The 21,417-nt window shown below is 31.4% G+C and carries 18 protein-coding genes; all 18 read left to right on the top strand.

The features are described 5' to 3' along the window. Positions 1-8 precede the first annotated feature (8 nt). The 18 genes from BM549_RS11550 (at position 9) to BM549_RS11465 (ending at position 21,409) form a co-directional block, all read left to right on the top strand. Positions 9-2,312: a chondroitinase-B domain-containing protein gene (locus BM549_RS11550; RefSeq protein ID WP_290470415.1), complete on the top strand. Its 2,304-nt coding sequence runs from the start codon at positions 9-11 to the stop codon at positions 2,310-2,312. A 52-nt stretch (positions 2,313-2,364) separates the two neighbouring features. Further along, entirely contained in the window at positions 2,365-3,390 is a 1,026-nt protein-coding gene (locus tag BM549_RS11545) for a polysaccharide lyase family 7 protein (RefSeq protein ID WP_290470414.1), read from the top strand. Positions 3,391-3,392: 2 nt separating this feature from the next. Beyond that, the gene (locus BM549_RS11540) at positions 3,393-5,672 is read left to right on the top strand and encodes an alginate lyase family protein (protein ID WP_290470413.1); all 2,280 of its coding nucleotides are present in this window, start codon (positions 3,393-3,395) and stop codon (positions 5,670-5,672) included. A gap of 18 nt (positions 5,673-5,690) precedes the next feature. Continuing rightward, positions 5,691-6,062 carry a cupin domain-containing protein gene (locus tag BM549_RS11535; RefSeq protein ID WP_290470412.1) on the top strand — a complete coding sequence of 124 codons (372 nt, stop codon included), beginning with the start codon at positions 5,691-5,693 and terminating at the stop codon, positions 6,060-6,062. A 366-nt stretch (positions 6,063-6,428) separates the two neighbouring features. Then, complete coding sequence (locus BM549_RS11530; RefSeq protein WP_290470411.1) at positions 6,429-9,509, top strand: TonB-dependent receptor; 3,081 nt, start codon at positions 6,429-6,431, stop codon at positions 9,507-9,509. Between the two features lie 27 nt (positions 9,510-9,536). Then, on the top strand, positions 9,537-10,958 hold the full coding sequence (locus BM549_RS11525) for a RagB/SusD family nutrient uptake outer membrane protein (protein ID WP_290470410.1): 1,422 nt from the start codon (positions 9,537-9,539) through the stop codon (positions 10,956-10,958). 16 nt (positions 10,959-10,974) lie between these two features. Continuing rightward, positions 10,975-11,841: a PKD domain-containing protein gene (locus BM549_RS11520; RefSeq protein ID WP_290470409.1), complete on the top strand. Its 867-nt coding sequence runs from the start codon at positions 10,975-10,977 to the stop codon at positions 11,839-11,841. Positions 11,842-11,865: 24 nt separating this feature from the next. Further along, positions 11,866-12,783 (top strand): polysaccharide lyase family 7 protein, encoded by a 918-nt coding sequence (locus BM549_RS11515; protein ID WP_290470408.1) that lies wholly within the window; start codon positions 11,866-11,868, stop codon positions 12,781-12,783. A 136-nt stretch (positions 12,784-12,919) separates the two neighbouring features. Then, complete coding sequence (locus tag BM549_RS11510; RefSeq protein WP_290470407.1) at positions 12,920-13,621, top strand: FadR/GntR family transcriptional regulator; 702 nt, start codon at positions 12,920-12,922, stop codon at positions 13,619-13,621. A gap of 25 nt (positions 13,622-13,646) precedes the next feature. After that, entirely contained in the window at positions 13,647-14,948 is a 1,302-nt protein-coding gene (locus BM549_RS11505) for an MFS transporter (protein ID WP_290470406.1), read from the top strand. Between the two features lie 58 nt (positions 14,949-15,006). After that, positions 15,007-15,771 (top strand): SDR family NAD(P)-dependent oxidoreductase, encoded by a 765-nt coding sequence (locus BM549_RS11500; RefSeq protein WP_290470405.1) that lies wholly within the window; start codon positions 15,007-15,009, stop codon positions 15,769-15,771. Positions 15,772-15,894: 123 nt separating this feature from the next. Then, positions 15,895-16,917 carry a sugar kinase gene (locus tag BM549_RS11495; RefSeq protein ID WP_290470404.1) on the top strand — a complete coding sequence of 341 codons (1,023 nt, stop codon included), beginning with the start codon at positions 15,895-15,897 and terminating at the stop codon, positions 16,915-16,917. A 9-nt stretch (positions 16,918-16,926) separates the two neighbouring features. Beyond that, entirely contained in the window at positions 16,927-17,595 is a 669-nt protein-coding gene (locus BM549_RS11490) for a bifunctional 4-hydroxy-2-oxoglutarate aldolase/2-dehydro-3-deoxy-phosphogluconate aldolase (RefSeq protein WP_290470403.1), read from the top strand. A 5-nt stretch (positions 17,596-17,600) separates the two neighbouring features. Continuing rightward, complete coding sequence (locus BM549_RS11485; RefSeq protein WP_290470402.1) at positions 17,601-18,110, top strand: LacI family DNA-binding transcriptional regulator; 510 nt, start codon at positions 17,601-17,603, stop codon at positions 18,108-18,110. Between the two features lie 25 nt (positions 18,111-18,135). Beyond that, positions 18,136-18,966 (top strand): DMT family transporter, encoded by an 831-nt coding sequence (locus BM549_RS11480; RefSeq protein WP_290470401.1) that lies wholly within the window; start codon positions 18,136-18,138, stop codon positions 18,964-18,966. A 100-nt stretch (positions 18,967-19,066) separates the two neighbouring features. After that, positions 19,067-19,792, top strand: coding sequence for a sulfite exporter TauE/SafE family protein (locus BM549_RS11475; protein WP_290470400.1), 726 nt, complete (start codon positions 19,067-19,069; stop codon positions 19,790-19,792). Between the two features lie 108 nt (positions 19,793-19,900). After that, positions 19,901-20,653 (top strand): ABC transporter permease, encoded by a 753-nt coding sequence (locus tag BM549_RS11470; protein WP_290470483.1) that lies wholly within the window; start codon positions 19,901-19,903, stop codon positions 20,651-20,653. Positions 20,654-20,656: 3 nt separating this feature from the next. Further along, positions 20,657-21,409, top strand: coding sequence for an ABC transporter ATP-binding protein (locus BM549_RS11465; protein WP_290470399.1), 753 nt, complete (start codon positions 20,657-20,659; stop codon positions 21,407-21,409). Positions 21,410-21,417 lie beyond the last annotated feature (8 nt).

The following is a 21,417-nucleotide window of genomic DNA, read 5'->3' as shown; positions in this document are numbered from 1 at the left end:
ATTTTTAAATGAAAAAATACTTTTTAATATGCAGCTTACTGCTATGTTTCCTTTCTTGTAAGGAGAAAACAGTATCAGGTATAACAGTTTCTAATGTAGACGAATTACAAAATGCTATTTCTAGCGTTGAACCAGGAGACAATATTATTTTAGCGAACGGAACATACAAAGATGTAGAAATCAAACTTATTGGTGAAGGAACCGAAAGCAATCCAATTACATTAAAAGCAGAAACGCCTGGAAAAGTTTTTATAGAAGGTGCCTCTAGTTTAGAAATTAGTGGAAATTACATAGAAGTAAGCGGTTTGTTTTTTAGAAATGGATTTTCACCAAAAACAAACGTTATCGCGTTTAGAACTAGTCCTAAAGAAGTTGCCAATCACTCTAAAGTTACCAACTGTGTAATTTTAGATTATAATAATTTAGAGCGCGATCAAGACAATCTTTGGGTACAGCTTTACGGTAAACACAACGAATTTAGCAACTCTTATCTTGCTGGTAAAACAAATGGTGGTCCAACCTTAAGAGTAGATTTAAAAGGAAATCAAAGCATACGAAACTATCATAAAATCATCAACAATCACTTTGGTCCAAGACCAAGAAAAGGTGGTGCAAGAGGTGAAACGATTCAGTTAGGTAGTAGTTTTACATCAATGAGTCCTAGTAACACATTAATTGCAAATAATTTATTTGAAGAATGTAATGGTGAAGTAGAAATCATTTCAAGCAAAACCAATTTCAACATCATTAAAAATAATGTGTTTTATAAAAGTGAAGGTTCTGTGGTTACACGTCACGGAAACTACGTTACTATTGACGGGAATTATTTTATTGGTGATGGCGTAAACGATCAATATGGTGGCATTAGAATCATCAATACAGGTCATTGGGTAATCAACAACCTATTTTACAAAATAAAAGGTAAGAATTTTAGAAGTCCGATTGCTATTATGAACGGAATTCCGAAGTCACCATTAAACCGTTATAATCAAGTTACAGATGTTGTGGTAGCTTACAATACGTTTGTAGATTCTAGCTCGCCATGGCAATTTGGAGTAGGTACAAATATTGCGCAAGCAGATGTTTTGCCAAAGTCAGAAATTAGATCTGCAAGACCTTTAAGAACCGAAGTTGTGAATAATATTATTTATAATTCTGAAGGTGATCCAAACCCAATTATCGAGCACGATAAAGCAGATGGCGTAACATTTGCAAGTAATATTATCGACAATAACGGCGTAGAAGTTAAAAACAATCATGATTTAATTACTAAAGATTTAACCTTAACAGATATAGGTTCAAACTTATCTGTACCAACTTCAGGATTCGATGACGTAGAAGTTTACAAAGGCTACGATTTTGAAACAATTACAAATGATTTATTAGGAAATTCTAGAGAAAAATCGAATACAATAGGAGCAATTGCAAAAGCTGAAGACATAAATTTAGACTTGTTAGATAAATCTAAATATGGAGCAGATTGGTTTTCAAATGAAGTAGAAGCAAAAGAAGCAACAACACATACCGTTGCTAATGCTTCGGAATTGGTTAGTAAACTTGAAGCAGCAGAAAGTGGAGATGTTTTAAGTTTAAATGAAGGTGTTTATAATATTTCAGAATCGTTAATCGTAAATAAAACGATAACGATTCAATCTAAAGGAAATGCTGAAATTGTTTATGCAGGTGCAGCAAATACACCAGCTATCGAATTGCATCCTTATGGAAAACTAACTGTAAAAAACATCAAGTTAAAAGGAACAGGTTCTCAGCAAGCATTCGCGAGTTTAAAAAAGAACATGTCTAATCACTTCGGTTTGGAAGTTTTAGATTCAGAAATCAGCAATTTTAATTATGCTTTAAAAGTGTACAAGCAATCTTTTTCTGAAGAAATCATCTTTAAAAACACAGCAATTTCAGACTGTGAAAACGGTTTAGAATTATCTGAAGAAACAAACGACAGAGGTGATTATAACACAGAATATTTAACTGTTGATAATTGCAAATTCACGAACGTAAAACAAAACGTGATTGACTATTATCGTGGTGGATATGATGAGTCTACAATTGGCGGAAACTTATTGGTAACAAATAGTACGTTTATAAATTGTGGTGCAGCAGAAAAGAATGGAATGTTGCTTAATCACAGAGGAATTATAAATGTAAATATTAATAACAACACGTTTAAAAACAATAAAGTACAATTTGTTTCAATTCTTTGGGGAGCAAAAAACAATGTAGAATCAAACAATACATTAATCAATTCTGGTAAAATAAAAACAGAAGAAAACTTAAAGCAAACCTTAATGTATTAATGCCATTCCTGCGAAGGCAGGAATCTTATCAATAAGAGTAAAAAAGTATAAAATGAAAAAATCCCTAATCATAATAATCACATTTTTTACAGTGTTTTCATGTAAAAATGAAACAAATAAGACTGAAACTGATACAGAAGTTACATCTGAAGCTAAAATAAAATACCCAAGCGATGTCATTCCGTTTATGGATAAATGGAAAATTCTTTTAGGAGACGGAACGTATGTTGACGATTTAGTAGGTTTTCAAAAAGATGATTTTTTCTATGTAGAAACTGAAAATAATACAGATTGGGTAGTTTATAAAACACCAAATTCTGGTATAACTTCAAGAACCTCTAGCAACACAAGAACAGAGTTAGGTGAAAAAAGACATTGGATTCCCGAAGAAGGTGGAAAACTAACAGGAACTTTAAAAGTAAAACACGTATCAACTACAGGTGATGCTACAGCAGCTTCGTCATATTCGGTTGTTGTTGGACAAATTCATAGTGACGAAGGTCATGAAAACGAACCACTAAAAATCTATTACAAGAAATTTCCCGGTCACACAAAAGGCTCTGTATTTTGGAATTATGAAATTAATACAGAAGGAGATAATATTGGAAGATTCGATTATTCTACAGCAGTTTGGGGACACGATTTTTCTGTAGTTGGTAAAGATGCAACCACTTATCCTAAAGAACCAGAAAATGGTATTGCTTTAAATGAAGAATTTAGTTACGAGGTAAACGTTTATAAGGGTATCATGTATTTAACTTTTAAAAGTGAAAGTCACGAAACGGTAACGTTTACTAAAAGCCTGATAAAATCCGAATTTGCAACAAGAGAAGCTGTGCCAGAACAAGTGAAACGCGTATATGCAAATAGAGAAAAAGGTGGAGGCGTTGAAAGAGAAACTGCCTATGCTGGCGAAATTAATTACTTTAAACAAGGCGCTTATAACCAAGCAAATTATAAGTCTACAAAGTCTGAAATTTATGGTGGTGATATTGCTAAACAATACGAAAACGGAAGCTATGCTGAGGTTTGGTTTAAATCTGCAACCGTAGGCGAAGCAACAGCACCAAAACAATAAAGATGAAAGAAATAAGAAACAACTCAATAAAATTAGTGTTGCTTGTATTAATTACAATACTGTTTTCTTGTAAAAATGAAAATACGTCTACTAATGAGACTGCATCTAAAACAGTAACAAATCAACAACATCCTAAACTTATTTTAACTGCTCAAGGTGTAAAAGATATTAGAGCACAATTAGGAACTATTCCAATTTTTGATAAATCTTTAGAAGCAGTAAAAAAAGAAGTTGATGCTGAAATTGAAGCAGGAATCGATGTGCCAATTCCTAAAGATTATTCTGGTGGTTACACACATGTTGTGCATAAAAAAAACTGGTTTATGCTTCAAAAAGCTGGTTTATTATATCAAATTTTAGACGACGAAAAATATGCTAAGTATGTAAAAGACATGCTAATGGAATATGAAGCGTTGTATAAAACCTTACCATTACATCCAAAAACTAGGTCTTATGCTAGAGGAAAATTATTTTGGCAATGTTTAAACGATTCTAATTGGTTAGTATATGTAAGTCAAGCCTACGATTGTATCTATAATTACTTAACTGAAGAAGAACGAAACAAGCTAGAAACAAATTTATTTAGACCATTTGCAGATCACATTTCTGTAGATAGTCCGCAATTTTACCAACGCGTGCACAACCATAGTACTTGGGGAAATGCAGCTGTTGGAATGATTGGTTTGGTTATGGATGACGAAGAATTAATCAATCGAGCATTATACGGAATTAAAGATTTAAAATTAGATGCTAATAAAAAAGATGACGATGGCGGATTTTTAAATAAAGACGGAAAAGCAGGTTTTTTAGCAAACATAGAAGAGCCTTTTTCGCCAGATGGTTATTATAATGAAGGACCATATTACCAACGCTACGCAATGTATCCATTTTTAGTTTTTGCTGAAGGATTGCACAATGTAAAACCTGAGCTTAAAATTTTTGAATACAAAGAAGGAGTACTTTTAAAGTCTATAAATGCATTATTAAATTTATCTGATGCAGATGGTGAGTTCTTTCCATTAAACGATGGTCAAAAAGGAATGTCGTATTACACAAATGCACTAGTAACTGCTGTAGATGTATCTTATCATTTTGGAGATCAAGATCCTGGTTTATTGTCAATTGCTAAAGAACAAGATAAAGTCTTGTTAGACGATTCTGGTTTGGCAGTAGCTCTAGGTATTAAAAATGGAAAAGAAAAACCGTTCACTAAAAGATCTATCAATTTATCTGATGGTCCAAAAGGAAAACAAGGTGGTGTTGGTATTTTAAGAAATGAAGATATCGAATTGGTTTTTAAATATGCAGCACAAGGTTCTAGTCATGGACATTACGATAAATTGTCATATTCGTTATATGAAAATGGAGAAGAAGTTATCCAAGATTATGGATTATCACGTTTTGTAAATATCGAACAAAAAGGAGGTGGAAATTACCTAAAAGAAAATAAAACTTGGGCAAAGCAAACTATTGCACATAATACAGTAACTCAGAATGAAACGTCTCATTTTACTGGTAAATATGATATAGGAAGTTTACATCATTCCGATTTAAATTATTTTTCTTCAGAAAATGAAACGGTACAAGTAGTAAGTGCAATTGAAAAAAATGCGTATCCAGGAACCACAATGCTTCGCACAATGGCTATTATAAAAGATGAAGATTTCGAAAAGCCATACATGCTTGATATCATGAAAGTCACTTCCGCTACAGCGAATCAATATGATTTTCCTTTTTATTATTTTGGGCAAGTATTACAAACAAATTTTGAATATAATTCACCTGAAGTATTAAAACCGTTAGGTTCTAAAAATGGATATCAGCATTTATATTTAGAAGGCTCAGGAAAAGCATCAGAAGACAATGCTAAGTTTTCATGGTTTAATAATAATAAGTTTTATTCGTTAACTACAGAAACTTCAGTTAAAGACGAATTGTTATTTGCTAGAATAGGAGCCAACGATCCAAATTTTAATTTACGTCGTGATCCTGCATTAATATTGAGAGCTAAAAATTCAAAAAACAGAACTTTTGTTTCAGTAATTGAAGCACACGGAAGTTATAGTCCAGTGTCAGAGTCTGCAGTAAACTCTAAAAGCAGTATTAAATCAATCAAAACTGTTTTAGATTCGGAAGATTATACAGCTATCGAAATTACTAATACAAAAGGTAATGTAAAGGTATTTATTACGGTAAATACAAATGCTTCAACAAAAACAAAACATAACATAACAATTAACGGTAAGAGCTATGAGTGGTCAGGTTCTTATTATTTCAAATAAAATAAAACAAATAATAAAATGAAAAGATTTAGCAAAAAGTACATTGTAGCAAAAGACCTAGAATGGGAACAACTTGGAGGTGGAGTTTCTAGAAAATTTTTAGGTTATGACAATCAGATCATGATGGTAAGTGTAAAATTTGAAAAAGGTGCTTTAGGAGCACCGCATCAACATTTTCATACGCAAGCAACCTATTGTGTATCTGGTAAATTTGAGTTCGAAATTGATGGAGAGAAAAAAATAGTTGAAGCTGGAGATGGAGTTTATATTGAGCCTAACTTATTACACAGTGCAGTTTGTTTAGAAGAAGGCCAATTAATAGATACGTTTAGTCCAGTTAGAGAAGACTTTTTAACCGGAGAAGGTCCTTCATATTTCAGTGATAAATAAAATTAGGAAGTAATTAGTTTAGGTGAAAAAGTGTTTTGCATATAGTGGTAAAATTCTTACCACTTTAGTGAAAATTTCCTTTTTTTTATAAAATTCTTAATTTTTTTAACATTTAAAAGTAACGAAAACGTTGTAATTAACAAATATTTACATATATTTGGTAAACCAATTTGGATAACCAATTTGGTTTACCAATTTTTTTTGGTAAAAAAAAGGATAGGTTGCAGCCTATCCTAATTAAAACTTCTTTACCGGAAGTAGTATGTGTAAAACACAATATCACAAAGATAATAAACTAATAGTTCTCTTGTACCAATTGTGTTTTAAGAATCAATTATTAACTAACTTAAAACTTTAAAATTAATTATGAATTTGAAAGCTAATTCGGCATTTTTTATAATGCTATTAATTTGTGTCTCTGCATTCGCACAAGAAAGCTTAACCTTAAAAGGTCAAGTCGTTGATGCGGGAGACAATATGCCAATGCCAGGTGTAAACGTTATTGTTGCAGGAACAAACAATGGTACAAGTACAAATTTTGATGGTAATTACGAGATAGATGCTAAAGAAGGAGATGTACTTCAATTTACTTATGTAGGATATATAACTCAATTAATACCTGTAACTACAAATACTACAATAAATATAGCCTTAGTTGAAGATGCTAATAAGCTTGATGAAGTTGTTGTAATTGGATATGGTACGCAAAAAAAGAGTCAATTAACTACTGCGATATCAAAGGTAGTCAATGAAGATTTAGATCAAATTGCAGTACCAAGGGTAGATGAGGCTTTAGTTGGTCAAGTATCTGGTGTTACAGTTGCTGCGACAGAAGGTGAAGCAGGATCTGCTCCAACAATTCGTGTTCGTGGTGTTGGGTCTATTACAGGTAAATCATCACCAACAATTGTTGTAGATGGTGTAGTTGTAGATGATGATTTTTTAGGATCTTTAGATATGAACGAAGTGTCGTCTTTTGAAGTTTTAAAAGATGCTTCTTCAACAGCTATTTATGGAGCAAGAGGAGCGAATGGAGTTATTTTAATTACTACTAAAAGTGGTAAAGAAGGAAAAACAAGATTTACATATAATGCTTTTACAGGTTTTAAAGAAGCAAGACAAAGTGATGATTACTACTTTACAGTTGCAGAAACTGCAGCAGCAGAACTTGCAGCAACTGGAACTTTGTCAGACAGAACAAGAGTAAAACAGCTAATAGGTGTCGATAGAGATTGGCAAGATGTTATTTTTGATGGTGGTACTATAAATAGTCATTCATTTTCTGCAAGAGGTGGAAGTCAAAACACAAAGTTTAGTACATCTTTAAATTATGTGCACGATGAAGGTGTTTTATTAACAGACGATTATAAAAAGTATGCAATTAGAGCGAAAGTAGATACTAAACTAAACGATAAATTTTCTGTAGGTTTAAATGTCTCTCCAAGTTATACTAATAGGCAACGTTTTGATGGTTCAACCCATGATATTTTACGTCAAACACCATGGTTACCGTTATATATAGACGAAAATAATATTCAGTTTGTTAATAAACTTAGAGATAATGGAGCTTATGCAGATGTGCAAATTGGAGATTATGCAACACAACGTATGTTTGATGATTTCGATTTAGAAACAATGATGCCAGTAGAATCTGGAGGAACAGATATTAGTAATACCTCTAATACAAATCCAGCAGCAAAAGTTTTAGAGCGTGATAGAAACGATTATAAATTTAAATTATTTGGAAGTTTCTATGCTAAATATGACATCTCTGATGCTTTTAGCTTTAAAACCTCTTTATCTGGAGATTATCAAAACACAAAAAGAGACCGTTGGCAAGGAGTACAATCTAATAGAAATGGAGCAAGTGCAGCACAATTAGATTTATCAACTGCAAATCAAATTCATATAGTTACAGATAATATTTTATCATTCGATAAATCTTTTGGTAATCATGATTTAAGTGCAATTGCTGGTTTCTCTGCAGAAAAATGGGATAATACTTTTGAAAGTATTCAAGGAGCTGGTTATACATCAGATTTAGTGCAAACAATAAGCGCAGCAGACCCAACAACCGTTGTTGGTGAATCTTATGAGTTTCCAAGACGTTTAATATCGTATTTAGGAAGAGTTAATTATGCTTACGACAACAAATATTTAGTGTCTGTAAGTATGAGAGCAGATGGTTATTCTGCTTTTGGAGAAAATTCAAAATACGGTTATTTCCCAGCAGCTTCAGCAGGTTGGATAGTAAGTAATGAAGATTTTTTAAACGAAAGTGATGTTGTAAATAATCTTAAGGTTAGAATGAGTTATGGTACTGCTGGTAATCCATTTTTTGATGTAGGAGATGACCAAATTAACAGTTTTCCTTATTTATCATTATTAGAACCTTCAACAGCAGTTATAGATGGATCTTTAGTACAAGGATTTAATTCATTAAACCTTGCCAATCCAGACTTACAATGGGAACGCTCAATAGAAATAAATCCAGGTTTAGATTTTGGATTGTTTAATAATGCAATTTCAGGTTCTTTCGATTATTATAACAGGAGAAGTGATCAATTATTAATAGATAATCCAGTATCAAGTACAACAGGTTTTTCTAGTGGATTAGTAAATATAGGTGAAGTACAAAATAGTGGTTTTGAAATAGAATTAAGAACAAGAAACATTAGTAAAGAAAAGTTTAGATGGAGTACTACAATGTTAGCGTCTCAAAATAAAAACGAGCTAATTAGTTATGGAGATTCTAATGGGCAAATTCAAAATGTAGATTCTAAACGTGCTGCAGAGTGGATTAATTTAGTAGGAAATCCAATTTCTTCATACTACGGTTGGGTAGTAGATAGAGATATACCTTTAGAGTATATTAACAACCCTTACCATCCAGTAGGAGGCGAAGCACAAGATGTTTACGTTAAAGATTTAAATGGTGATGGTGTAATTGATGATGATGATAAAACAATTTTAGGAGATCCATATCCAGATTTAGTTTGGAGTATAACAAACGATTTTAAACTAGGACAGTTTGATTTAAGCTTCATGTTTCAAGGAAGTCATGGTGCCGAAATTAGAAATATGGGAGATCAATATCTTTTTAACCATTTTAATAGTTCTCAAGATTTTAACCCAGAAACAACACCAAACCAGGAATTTATTAAAGAAAAAATCTTTACAAACGATATCATTCAAGATGCATCATATGTAACACTTCGAAACGTGAATTTAGGCTTCTCAATTCCTAGTAAATTAGCAGATAAATTAAGAATGTCTAAAGCAAGATTATACCTTTCAGGAACTAATTTATTGTATTTCACAGCAAGCGATTACACAGGTTTTAATCCAGAATCAATTAACGATACAAGTCCAACAACTTATGGTTACCAAAGAGCAGGTTCTCCTATTCAACAAACAGTAACTTTTGGATTAAATATAGAATTTTAATAAACAACAACTAAAATGAAATATATTATGAAAACAATAAAAATGATGTTCTTGTTTATATTAGGAATTTCAGTTTCCTCTTGTGAAGAAGATTATTTATCACCACAATTAGAAACTTTAGTTAATGCCGAAATTTATTATACTAATGAAGAAGAACTACTAACAGGAGTAATAAACATGTATGATGGTATACAAGGAATTAACTCTACAAGTTCTAACGATTACCACGCATTACAACAAGAGTTTTATTTAACTGAAATGCGAAGCGATAACACAAGAACTAAAAGTAGTGAAGGTGAAGCAGCACAGTTTGAAAACTACTCAATAACAGCTACAAATGGTATTGTAGAAGATTATTATAGAAGTTACTATAACGTAATTTTTAGAGCAAATATAGTTTTAGAAAATTTAGACGTTGCATCATCAGAAAATAGAGATAGTATTGAAGCCGAAGCTAAATTTGTTAGAGCATATGCATACTTCAACCTAGTAAGGTTATATGGAGCAATTCCATTAGTAGACAGAATAATTTCTTCTGCAGAGACAGAAATCTCTTTTACACGTGTAGACCCATCTAGTATTTACGAATTAATTGTAAGCGACTTAGAAACAGCAGTAGATGGTTTAGATAATACTTACAAAACGAGAGCTTCTAAAGCAGCAGCTCAAACACTATTAGCAAAAGTATATTTAACACAAGGTACAAATTACTTACAAGCACAACTTTTATGCGAAGAAGTAATGATGAGTGGTTACTCACTAGAGCCAAACTTTAAAGATGTGTTTTTTAACGAATTAAATAACGAAATTATTTTTGCAATAGGTTATGCTCCAGATGGAGTAGATAGTCAAAACTTTTCTGCTGAATGGTTAAACGCAGTTGGACGTACAAGTGGAGTAAATTATACAACACAAGATGTAAGAGACGCGTTAGATATGTTAGGAGGTGATAGAACACCATTTTCTTACCGTGTAGATACAGACCAACCAACACAATTTCAAGTTGTAAAATATATTCCAGACGGAGATGAATCTTTAGGTATTGCTCCAACATCAAGCGATCCTACAAAAGCAGGAAACGATTGGATTGTATTACGTTATGCAGATGTTTTATTACTACACGTAGAAGCAATCATGGCAGGTGGAAACAGTACATCAGCTCAGGCAGCTTTAGATTCTTTTGAAGAGGTAAGATTAAGAGCAGGCTTATCTGGAGATAGTGATGGTACAATAACAAAACAAGAATTAATGGATGAAAGAAGAGTAGAATTAGCTTTCGAAAATCACCGTTTATTCGATTTAATTCGTTTTGGTGAAGCGCAAACAGTACTTTCTGCATTCTCAAGTGCTAATGGCGGTAGTTTTACTGCTTCAGATTTATTATTACCAATACCACAAAGAGAAATTAACTTAAGTAACGGTGCTTTATCACAAAACCCAGGTTACTAATAAAAATTTAAATAAAATGAAAAATAAATTTAAAAATAGCTTTAAAGCTGTAGTTGCAATAGTTTTTGCTATTACATTTTATGCTTGCGAAGATTTAGAAAAATTTCAACCAGCTGAAGCAAATTCAATAGAAGACGCAACACCTCCAACAGCAAGCTTTTCTTATTCACAAGGAACAGGTGGAGATGAATCATGGAAAGTATATAGTTTTGCAAATGGATCTGTAAGTGCAACATCTTACGCATGGGATTTTGGAGACGGAAACCAATCAACCGAAGTAGATCCAGTAAATACATATCCTGGAGAAGGAATGTATACTGTAACCTTAACTGCTTCAGATGATTTAGGAGTAACAAGCACATTTACTGAAACTATAGAAGTTATCGAGCCAGAAGAGCCAATGGCTTTACTGCCAGATATTTTAGAATCAAGTTTTGAAGATTTAAGTTTACCAGATGGTACAGGTGATGGTAGAGATTCTTGGAGAAATTCAGATTTAGGAGGAGTAATTCAAATTACATCAAGTCCAGTGCATAGTGGTTCTCAAGCAGCTAAATTCCCTTCGGCAGGAGATCGTATTGCATATCAAGAATTAGAAATTTCACCAAATACAGATTACACTTTAACATATTACTATACTTTAAAAACTAATAACCCAGGATCTATTACAGTATCTGTTCTTGCCGGCGGAGATCACACAGATTTAGACGCCGCATTAGCAACTACAATAGAAGATTTTGAAGGTACAGACCAAACAAGTGCAAGTGATTATGTACAAGCGAATATTCCATTTAATACAGGAGCAAATAATACAATATCAATATTAATAACAAATCAAGGAGAAGAAGCTCGCGTAGACACTTTTTCTTTAACCGCTAACTAATAAACTAATAAAAGACTGAATCATATGCTTATAAAATTTAAATACCTATTAACATTATTAGTATTTGCTTCAGTCTTTAATATTAGTGCCCAATCTATTAATTTAAAAGAATCACATAAAACAGAAATTAAAAAAAATAAAAAAAAGAAAAGAAAAAAAAAGAAGAAAAAAGTTAAGCTTCCAAATATAGATTTAACACATTGGAAAGTTACTACACCTGCAGGAGATAGTAAAAAACCTTTAGAAGTTTCGCCACCAGAAATCTTTAATTATGCCACAAACGAAAAACTAAAACCTTATATGTATAACGATTCTACTAGAGGAGCGATAGTTTTTCATGCATTTCCAAGTAAAGCAACAACTGCAAATACAAAATATTCGAGGTCAGAGCTTAGAGAACAAATGGTCTCGGGAGAAAATAATGTAAACTGGACCTTTAAGCAAGGAGGTATATTGAAAGGTAAGTTGGCAATAGATGATGTCACAAAAGATAAAGACGGAAAACACCATAGAATAATAATAATGCAAATTCATGGCAGGTTAACAAACGAGCAAAGAGATTTAATTGGTGCCAAAGATAATAATGCACCACCAATGCTTAAAATATATTGGGATAAAGGAAAAATAAGAGTTAAAACTAAAGTTCTTAAAAATATAAATGCCTCAAATGAAGAGTTACTTCATGAAGAAGCTTGGGCGAATGATAAAGGATTTAATTTTAAACAAGAAGTTGGATTTAAAAAATTCACCTTAGAAGTTCAAGTCTCAGATGGCAAAATGGTAATTATTCTAAATAATAATGAATATAAAGTATATGAAAGTATTCATATAAAAAAATGGGGAATTTTTGAAAACTATTTTAAAGCAGGAAATTATTTTCAAACACGAGATGAAGGTGCGTATGCTAAGGTTAGATATTACGAATTAGAGGTGAAACATTAGCATTATAATTAGTCTGTTAGGCGCCTAATAGTTAAACTTTAAAGGTCTTAGTAGAGGCCTTAAAGTTTAGCTTATTGTTCTAACAATAATAAAGTATTTTTGAAGTAGAATTTTTATTTAAAAAAAAGCAGAAAGAATGAAACTAGATATATTAACAAACATTGAAAAACTAGACACTCAAAAATTTATAATTTCAGGAATTAGAGATTTAATAAATCAGAAAAATTTAGAGCCAGGAGATAAATTACCTGCAGAGCGTGTCCTTTCAGAAAAGTTAGAAGTGTCTAGAAACAATATTCGTGAAGCCATTCAAAAATTAGAATTTTATGGACTTTTAAAATCTATTCCGCAAAGTGGGACTTTTGTAGCAAATATAGGTGTAATTGCTTTAAATGGTATGATAGACGATATTTTGCGATTAGAAGAACCAGACTTTAAATCATTAGTAGAAACTAGAATTCTTTTAGAACTTAAAACTGTGAAATTAGCAGCTTTAAGAAGAACAGATGAAGATTTAATTAAAATGAAAGAAGCATTAGAAGCATATACAGAAAAAGTTAATGCAGGAAAAGATGCCGTTCAAGAAGATTTACTTTTTCATTTAGCAATAGCAAAAGCAAGTGGTAATAGTACTATTAATACACTAATGCTAATGATAACTCCAGAGATAATTACAAACTTTGAAACACATCATGTTTGCGATAAAGGCTTAGCTCAACTAGGTATAAAAGAACACGAAGCCATTTTTGCAGCAATAAAAAAACAAAACCCAAAATTGGCAAAACAAAAAATGAAAGAACATTTTAGCGAGCTTTACAAGTATTGCTATAATGTTTAATAACAAATAAATTCATAAAATATATATGAAATCTAAAGGATTAAGATGGTGGGTTGTAGGTTTAGTAGCTTTAGCAGCAGTAATAAATTATATAGATAGGCAAGCCTTTGGAGCACTTTGGCCAGATATAGCTAAAGAATTATTTCCAGAATTAGGAGCAGATGATACCAAAGCAATTTATGGTACTATATCTGCAGTTTTTATCTTATCATATGCCGCAGGTCAAACAATATTTGGAAAAATTTTCGATTGGGTAGGTACTAGAATTGGTTTTGCATTATCTATAGGTATTTGGTCTATAGCAACTATGATTCATGCTTTTGCAAAGGGAATGATAAGCTTTTCAATATTTAGATCAATCTTAGGTATAGCAGAAGCTGGAAATTGGCCAGGAGCAGCAAAAGCAAATGCAGAGTGGTTTCCAACTAAAGAAAGAGCTTTTGCTCAAGGTTTATTTAATTCAGGCGCAGCTGTTGGAGGAATAGTTGCATATCCCATAATTGGCCTTTTATCTGTTTACTTATCATGGCAAGGCATATTTATTTGCGTTGGTTTAATAGGGTTTTTATGGCTATTACCTTGGTTTTATATTGTAAAATCATCACCAAAAAAGCATCCTTGGCTATCTGAGGAAGAAAAAAATTACATTTTATCAGGTCAAAAAAATCAAGATTTGGATGAAGATGGAAATTACGATGAAGGTTATGCTCCAAGCACAAGCGAATTGTTAAAACGTAAAGAAAGTTGGGGAGTTATTTTAGCTTCAGCTGCAATAGACCCAATTTGGTGGTTGTTTATAGTTTGGATTCCAATATATCTTAATGAAGTATTTGGTTTAGATGTAAAAGAAATTGCTTTTTCAGCTTGGGTACCTTATGTAGGTGCAATGTTAGGCGCTTGGTTTGGAGGTCTTTTAGCACAAAATAGATTATCTGCTGGATGGAGTGTTAATAAAACACGTAAAATGGTTATAACCTTAGGTTGTTTAATTATGATTCCATGTTTCTTTTTATTGAAAGCTCCAGGAACAGCACTTACAGCTGTAATAATTATGGCAGTACTATTATTTGGTTTTCAAACTGCAATAGGTAATGTACAAACACTACCAAGCGATATGTTTAGTGGTAAAATAGTTGGTACTTTATCTGGGTTTTCAGGAACAGCAGCAAAATTAGGAGCTTTTGGACTTACAATTTTAGTACCTATGTTAACTATGGGAGGCAATTATACTTACGCATTTTTAATTGGTGGAGCTTTAGCAGCAATAGCATTATTAGCAGTATGGATTTTATGCCCTAAAATCGAGCCTCTAAAACCAAAACAATAATGAATATATCAAGGAAAATTAAACCTAAAAAACATATAAAAATTTAAAACAAATAAAAATGAGTGAAAATAAAGGGAAAGTTGCAGTAGTAACAGGAGCTACTGGAGGTATTGGATTTGAAGTTGCAAAAAGATTAGGTCAAGATGGTTATACCGTAATATTAAATGGTATAGATGACGACGCTGGAGCTGAAAGAATAAAAGAATTAACAGCTCAAGGTATAACAGCAGAATATCTTGGTTTCGATGTAACAAAAGAAGAGCAAGTTACCACAAACATTACCAAAATTGGTGATAAATATGGCAGAATAGATGTGCTTGTAAATAATGCAGGTGGTTTAGGTGGTAGATCAAGATTTGAAGAAATGACTACTGAGTTTTATAGAAATGTTATGGCTTTAAATTTAGACTCTGTATTCTTTGCTTCAAGAGCTGCAATTCCTTATTTAAAAAAAGGCGAGCATCCTTCAATTATAAACTATACATCTAATGCAGGTTGGACCGCTGGTGGACCAGGAGCTGGTATTTATGGTACATCAAAAGCTGGAGTTCATGCAATTACTAGAGCTTTAGCTAAAGATTTAGCAGAATATGGAATTAGATCTAACGCCGTTTCGCCAGGAACAATTGATACTCCATTTCATGCTCAAATTAAAGCTACAAAACCAGAAGTTTTTGCGTCATGGGCAAATAATATTATGTTAGGTAGGTTAGGGCAGCCAGAAGATGTTGCTGGAGTAGTTTCTTTTTTAGCAAGTAAAGATGCCTCTTTTATTACAGCAGAGACTATACAAATTGGAGGTGGTCAAGCTCTAGGTATTTAAAATCTAAACATTATAAAGTCAAATAGTTTTATAATTAATATTCTTTTTTACTTAAAAGAATATTAAAAAGAATAGAACTATTTGGCTTTTATATACTATTTTAATAGTAATTAAATTTATAAAATGAACAAAATTGTCACATTTGGTGAAATAATGCTAAGACTCTCAACAGAGCGTCATCTCAGGTTTTCTCAAGCTAAAAAGTTTGCTGCTTCTTATGGTGGTGGAGAATTTAATGTAGCGGTTTCTTTAGCCAATTATGGTCTTCCTGCAGAATTTGTAACAAGACTGCCAGAAAACGAAATTGGTGCTTGTGCACTAAAGGAAATGCGTAAGTTTAATATAGTATCTAAAAACGTTATTTACGGAGGAGATAGATTAGGAATTTATTTTTTAGAAACAGGAGCAGGAACCAGAGGAAGTAATATAGTTTACGACAGAGCAAACAGTTCTATGGCAACCATAGAAAGAGGTTCTATAGATTGGGAAGCTGTGTTTAAAGGAGCATCTTGGTTTCATTGGAGTGGTATAACACCAGCAATATCAAATACAGCTGCACAAGAATGTTTAGAAGCAATTAAAGTTGCTCATAAGCTAGGAATTACAATTTCTTCAGATTTAAATTATAGGTCTAAATTATGGCAATATGGTAAAGAACCAAATGAAGTAATGCCAGAGCTATTAAAATATAGTAATATAATTCTAGGAGACATAGATACAGCATTTTTTATGTTGGGTAAAGATAAAGTAAACCCTAATTATCAAAATGAAACATCATTACCTGTATTATACGATCAACTTTTTAAATTATGTCCTAATTTAAAAACTGTGGCCACAACTTTAAGATATTCTGTTAGTGCATCTCATCAACGTATTGGAGGTATTTTATATGATGGTAAAAGTGTTTATAATGCAGATATTAAAGAAGTAACACCAGTAGTAGATAGAGTTGGTAGTGGCGATGCATTTATGGGTGGTTTAATTTACGGTTTAATAGACGATGTAAATAATAAACAAAGAGCATTAAATATTGCAGTAGCGGCATGTTGTTTAAAACATACTGTATCTGGAGATTACAATTTAATTACTCTTAAAGAAATAGAAAAACTACTTAGTGGTGATTCATCAGGAAAAGTTTCAAGATAAAAAAATAGAATGGCACAATATTCAAGAATTGAAGTAGTAAAAGTAATGCGTGAAACAGGCTTAGTCCCTTTATTTTACGACAATGATTTTGAAACTTGTAAAAAAATAGCGCAAACACTTTATAAGGCAGGAGCACGTTTAATAGAATTTACAGCACGTGGAGATTTTGCAGAAGATATTTTTGCAAAACTTAATAAGTATGCAATAGAAAATTTACCTGGAATGATTTTAGGTGTTGGCTCTGTAACAGATGCTGCTTCCGCATCAAATTATATGGCTTTAGGAGCAAACTTTATTGTAACGCCAGTACTAAGGGAAGATATAGCAATTGTTTGCAATAGAAGAAAAGTATTATGGTCTCCAGGTTGCGGTTCTCTAACAGAAATTACAAAAGCCGAAGAATTAGGTTGTGAAATAGTTAAATTATTTCCAGGAGGAATATATGGACCAAATTTTATAAAAGCAATAAAAGGTCCTCAACCTTGGACAACTATAATGCCTACAGGTGGTGTAACTCCTACAAAAGAAAATTTAGAGAGTTGGTTTAATGCTGGTGCAACTTGCGTAGGAATGGGTTCAAAACTTATAGTTAAAGATACTAAGGGTAATTACGATTTAAGCCAAATAGCAGCGCTTACTAAGTCTTCAATAGCAATAATAAATAGTATTAAATCATAATTACTTTGGAAACTAAAATTACATTAAAAGAATTGGCTCGTTTATCTGGCTATTCTGTCTCTACAGTTTCCAAAGCAATAAATAATAAGTTAGATATAAGTTTAAAAACTAAAAAACGTATTCATGATATTGCAAAAAAATACAATTACATTCCAAATACGTATGCTGTAGGTTTAAGAAAAAAAAGAACACAAGCTTTAGCAGTAATCCTACCTCAGGTAAACACAAATTTTTATAGCTGGATTTTATTTAATATAGAAAAAATAGCATCTAACAAAGGTTATAAAATTGTATTATTTCAATCTTTCGAGTCGCCTTTAAAAGAAAAAGAATGTATTAAAATTAGTAGTGATGGTAGTGTGGATGGTGTAATATTACTATCAAAGAATAAACTACAGCTTTTAGAGTATAATTATCCAGTAGAGGTTATTGATATAAACGAAAATCAATCTAAAGAACAATTGCAAGAAAGTTGTTTAAACTGTTTTAACTCACTATTAAAAAATATAGCATAACTTCGCTATAATTTAATACCAACTAATGCTAAAAAAAGCAATACAATATATGGTGTTGAGTGCTTTTGCGTTCACCATATTAAATGTCTTTGTAAAGTCGTTACATGATTTTAGTGTCTATCAAATTGTTTTTTTTAGAGCATTAGGTTCTTTGTTTTTTACCTTACCGTTTTTATTAAAAAATAAAATCTCTATTCTTGGAAATCAAAAGAAATTATTAATAGCTAGAGGTGTGTTTGGCTTAATTTCTATGACACTGTTTTTTTTCTCTTTAAAATTTATTCCTACAGGAACAGCTGTTTCAATAAGATATATAGCTCCAATTTTTGCAGCTATTTTTGCAGTATTCTTTTTAAAAGAAACAATAAAAAATATACAATGGTTATTTTTTTTACTCGCATTTATTGGTGTTTTAGTTTTAAAAGGTTTTGAAAATAATTTAAATACAGAAGGTATTATTTATGCCTTGTTATCTGCCATTTTTGCTGGATTAGTGTACATTACAATTAGAAAAATTGGAGCCAAAGATCATCCTGTTGTAATAGTAAATTATTTCATGATTATCTCTGCAATTATTGGTGCGATACTATCAATTAATGGCTGGATTGCACCAAGCGGTATGCAATGGATAATTTTATTAAGTTTGGGTGTTTTTGGTTATTTTGCCCAATTATATATGACTAAAGCAATGCAAGTTGGCGAAACCAATCAAGTAGCTCCATTAAAGTATTTAGAAGTTATATTTACAATGATAATTGGGGTGGTATGGATTAATGAAACCTATACCTTATGGAGCATTTTAGGTATAAGTTTAATATTAATTGGTTTAGTATTTAATATTAAAGCTAAAAAGTGATTTATAATTTTAAACAACAATATTAAACTATTAATGAGCTTGATAAATATCATATTCTAAACTAAAATCTACATCTATTTTTGAAGTATAATTAAAAATTATGCTCTCAAGATATTTACCACTTTTTATAATACTTACTTTAATTGCAGAAATTTTAGGAACTGTTGGAGGTTTCGGTTCTTCAGTTTTTTTTGTTCCTATTGCAAACTTTTTTTTAGATTTTCAATCTGTTTTAGGTATTACAGCTTTATTTCATTTAGCGAGTAACCTTAGTAAAATTGCAATGTTTAGAAAAGGGTTAGATAAAAAAGTAATACTACAATTGGGTTTGCCTGCTGTAATTTTTGTTATTATCGGTGCTTTTTTTAGTAAATATATAAACCCAAGATTGCTTACCTATATTTTAGGTGTTTTTTTAATACTATTGAGTCTTGTTTTTTTAGTCTTTAAAAACTTAAAAGTAAAAGAAACACTTACAAATACAATAACAGGTGGAGTACTTTCAGGTTTAAGTGCAGGAGTTTTAGGAACAGGAGGAGCGATTAGAGGTATTACTCTTTCTGCATTTAAAATGGATAAAAACAAATTTATAGCTACTTCGGCAGTAATTGATTTAGGTGTAGATTTTAGTAGAACGATTGTTTATTATTTTAACGGTTATATGCGAAAAGACTTACTATATCTTATTCCTATTTTAGTTGTTATTAGTCTTTTAGGTACATGGCTTGGTAAGCTTATTCTTAATAAAATCTCTCAAGAACAATTTCGTTTTTTAGTATTAATACTCATTTTAATTATAGGTATTACAAGTTTGTTTTTTAATTAAAACTTATTTGTGGTAATGATTTATATCATTTTTAAATGCTTAATCGACCTATATATTTGACTTTTCAATCGAAAAATTGTGATAGCTACAAAAACCATACAAGACAAAATGTTTTCCTTTTTTAATCAAATAGGCGATATCTCTTTTTTTGCAATTCGTTTTTTTAAAGAAGTGTTTACAAAACCATTTGAATGGAAAGAACTTATTAGGCAATGCTATAATATAGGAAACAAATCTATTTTATTGGTTAGCGTAACCGGTTTTATTTTAGGGCTAGTTTTTACTTTACAATCTAGACCTACATTAATGGAGTTTGGTGCAGAATCCTGGATGCCATCAATGGTAAGCATATCTATTGTTAGAGAAATAGGGCCTGTAATTATAGCTTTAATTTGTGCAGGAAGAATTGGTTCTGGTATTGGTGCAGAATTGGGCTCTATGAAAGTAACAGAGCAAATTGATGCTATGGAGGTTTCGGGTACTAACCCTTTTAAATACTTAGTAGTAACAAGAATTTTAGCTACAACATTAATGTTGCCTTTATTAATAATAATTGGAGATGCAGTAGCTTTATTAGGTTCTGCAATTATTGAATACTTAAAAGGAGACGTTTCTTTTTTACTCTATTTTAATAAAGTATTTGACGCTCTTCAATTTAGCGATATAATTCCTGCAACAGTAAAATCTTTCTATTTTGGGTTTGCTATTGGTCTGGTAGGTTGTTACAAAGGATACAATTGTGCAAAAGGAACAGTAGGTGTTGGAGAAGCATCAAACGCTGCAGTTGTTTATACATCAATGCTACTATTTATTATAGATTTTATAGCTGTATTTATAACAGATATATTTTTTGAAGTTTAAATTATGAGTCAAGAAAAAAATATAAAAACAGTATTAGAAATAAAAAACTTAAATAAAAGTTTTGGTGATAATCACGTACTTAAAAATTTTAATTTAAAGTTACAAGAAGGAGAAAATTTAGTCATTATGGGAAAATCTGGTTCAGGAAAATCTGTAATGATAAAATGTCTAGTAGGACTCATGGCAGCAGATAGCGGAAGCATAAAAATTCATGATTTTGAAATTACAACATTAGGCAATAAAGAATTAAATGTTTTAAGAACAGAAATTGGTTTTTTATTTCAAGGTAGTGCATTATACGATTCTATGACGGTAAGAGAAAATCTAGAGTTTCCCTTACGAAGACATAATTTAAAAACTAAAAAAGATTTAAATGCAGATGCTTTAGTAGCAGAAGCTTTAAAAAATGTTGGATTAAGCCAAGCTATAGATTTAATGCCGGTAGAATTATCTGGAGGTATGCAACGACGTGTAGCATTGGCTAGGGCATTAATTTTAAAACCTAAAATTATGCTTTACGATGAGCCTACTACAGGTTTAGATCCTATTACTGCTAAAGAAATAATTCAATTAATGCGACACATTCAAACACAATATAAAACCTCTTCAATTATAATAACTCACGACGTAGACTGCGCGCGCGTTATCTCTAATAGAATACTATTGCTTATCGATGGAACAAACTATATAGAAGGTACATATAGTGAGCTTTCAAACTCTACAAATCCTAAGGTTAAAGCTTTTTTTAAAAATTAATTATAGTC

Source organism: Lacinutrix sp. MedPE-SW (assembly GCF_001874145.1).
Classification (GTDB): Bacteria; Bacteroidota; Bacteroidia; order Flavobacteriales; family Flavobacteriaceae; genus Lacinutrix.
The sequence above is the reverse complement of the archived record's forward strand: the minus strand, read 5'-3'. Positions and strand labels throughout refer to the sequence as shown.

What these genes read in the sequence shown, in the direction of transcription:
- BM549_RS11470 (WP_290470483.1), top strand. Translation starts at nt 19,901, where the DNA reads ATGTTTTCCTTTTTTAATCAAATAGGCGATATCTCTTTTTTTGCAATT.
- BM549_RS11535 (WP_290470412.1), top strand. Translation starts at nt 5,691, where the DNA reads ATGAAAAGATTTAGCAAAAAGTACATTGTAGCAAAAGACCTAGAATGG.
- BM549_RS11540 (WP_290470413.1), top strand. Translation starts at nt 3,393, where the DNA reads ATGAAAGAAATAAGAAACAACTCAATAAAATTAGTGTTGCTTGTATTA.
- BM549_RS11465 (WP_290470399.1), top strand. Translation starts at nt 20,657, where the DNA reads ATGAGTCAAGAAAAAAATATAAAAACAGTATTAGAAATAAAAAACTTA.
- BM549_RS11495 (WP_290470404.1), top strand. Translation starts at nt 15,895, where the DNA reads ATGAACAAAATTGTCACATTTGGTGAAATAATGCTAAGACTCTCAACA.
- BM549_RS11475 (WP_290470400.1), top strand. Translation starts at nt 19,067, where the DNA reads ATGCTCTCAAGATATTTACCACTTTTTATAATACTTACTTTAATTGCA.
- BM549_RS11545 (WP_290470414.1), top strand. Translation starts at nt 2,365, where the DNA reads ATGAAAAAATCCCTAATCATAATAATCACATTTTTTACAGTGTTTTCA.
- BM549_RS11515 (WP_290470408.1), top strand. Translation starts at nt 11,866, where the DNA reads ATGCTTATAAAATTTAAATACCTATTAACATTATTAGTATTTGCTTCA.
- BM549_RS11520 (WP_290470409.1), top strand. Translation starts at nt 10,975, where the DNA reads ATGAAAAATAAATTTAAAAATAGCTTTAAAGCTGTAGTTGCAATAGTT.
- BM549_RS11510 (WP_290470407.1), top strand. Translation starts at nt 12,920, where the DNA reads ATGAAACTAGATATATTAACAAACATTGAAAAACTAGACACTCAAAAA.
- BM549_RS11490 (WP_290470403.1), top strand. Translation starts at nt 16,927, where the DNA reads ATGGCACAATATTCAAGAATTGAAGTAGTAAAAGTAATGCGTGAAACA.
- BM549_RS11505 (WP_290470406.1), top strand. Translation starts at nt 13,647, where the DNA reads ATGAAATCTAAAGGATTAAGATGGTGGGTTGTAGGTTTAGTAGCTTTA.
- BM549_RS11525 (WP_290470410.1), top strand. Translation starts at nt 9,537, where the DNA reads ATGAAAACAATAAAAATGATGTTCTTGTTTATATTAGGAATTTCAGTT.
- BM549_RS11500 (WP_290470405.1), top strand. Translation starts at nt 15,007, where the DNA reads ATGAGTGAAAATAAAGGGAAAGTTGCAGTAGTAACAGGAGCTACTGGA.
- BM549_RS11530 (WP_290470411.1), top strand. Translation starts at nt 6,429, where the DNA reads ATGAATTTGAAAGCTAATTCGGCATTTTTTATAATGCTATTAATTTGT.
- BM549_RS11550 (WP_290470415.1), top strand. Translation starts at nt 9, where the DNA reads ATGAAAAAATACTTTTTAATATGCAGCTTACTGCTATGTTTCCTTTCT.
- BM549_RS11480 (WP_290470401.1), top strand. Translation starts at nt 18,136, where the DNA reads ATGCTAAAAAAAGCAATACAATATATGGTGTTGAGTGCTTTTGCGTTC.